At 41.9% G+C, this 1062-nt stretch carries 2 protein-coding genes; both read right to left on the minus strand.

Features of this window, described 5'->3' with window-relative positions:
• A partial coding sequence (locus ACLO87_RS16655; RefSeq protein WP_430224324.1) for a hypothetical protein occupies positions 1-497 on the minus strand: 497 nt, incomplete at its 3' end.
• A gap of 116 nt (positions 498-613) precedes the next feature.
• Positions 614-1062: VasL domain-containing protein (locus tag ACLO87_RS16660; RefSeq protein WP_430224325.1), on the minus strand; the 449-nt coding region annotated here is incomplete at its 5' end.

Genomic DNA, 1062 nt, shown 5'->3' on the forward strand with positions numbered 1-1062 from the left:
GGTATATCCAACTCCAGTTTAACACGTCCGTGATATTCATCCGCATCATTAAAAGAATTCAATATATCCATCTCAAAAGAAATCACATCCTCCCCTCTTATCTCTGCTGTTTCTTTTAACTCAGCAATCGTATCTGCATACCTGCCATTAAGTTTCCTGCCTAACTGGATAGTTGTGATTTTCTTTTCGTTGCAGCATCGCTGAGTATGTTCATATATAGCCATCACTTCCTGGCAAATACAATCAACTTCTATATCACTCAAAGAATTATATATGTCCATAACTTTTCTCTCATAATGCAAAAAACGATTAAATATACGATAATGAGAGAGCAAATCAGAATTTGTTACTTTCGTTAAGAATAAAGTTAATAAAACATAACCTACCTGTTTACTACCATTAAACCCAATAAAATCACTTCTCACATCTCCTTTCAATCTACCAGTTCCGATACAACGAGCTAACAATTCACTCCTGACATTATATTTACCATTCATATTCACCATACTATTCGAAACAACAGACGAACATCCAAAAGCGCTTAAACACTCCACAAACAAACTATCTCACCGAATAAATTGCAACACTCCCCTTACCCCACATCCTAAAGGCTTTATATAAAACAGTAAAAGTGAATCAGCTTAACAAATGCATCTTTCATTTGTTTTTGCTGCTGCTCGCTTCCATTCTGGTTGCGGACTTCACCATAGTGACACAACTGTTCTTCTGCCAGGATATGCCGGTTAAAAGCCTGCATGATGCCAGACACCTCCGTTTTCAGCTCACTGACCGTCATGTATTTTCCCCGCTGTTCATCCGGACGGTTCAGGCGCTCAGCCAACAGCTGTAAGCGGGTCATGCCTTCGTTCCAGCCAGTCATCGCCTCTTCCGGGAGCGCACGACTCCTTGCACTCTTCTGCCAGTTATCCACCATTTCCTGAACGCGAGGATTGTCGGGGAAAAGTACCATCAGTTGCTGCAGCAATTGCACACTGCGTTGCAGGTTGTATGCCGGGGGGAATTCTGTCAGTCGCGTTATCTGCTGACCGGAAAGGGTTATCC

The sequence above is a fragment of the Paenalcaligenes sp. Me52 genome (genome assembly GCF_050487965.1).
In the GTDB taxonomy this organism is placed as follows: domain Bacteria; phylum Pseudomonadota; class Gammaproteobacteria; order Burkholderiales; family Burkholderiaceae_B; genus Paenalcaligenes.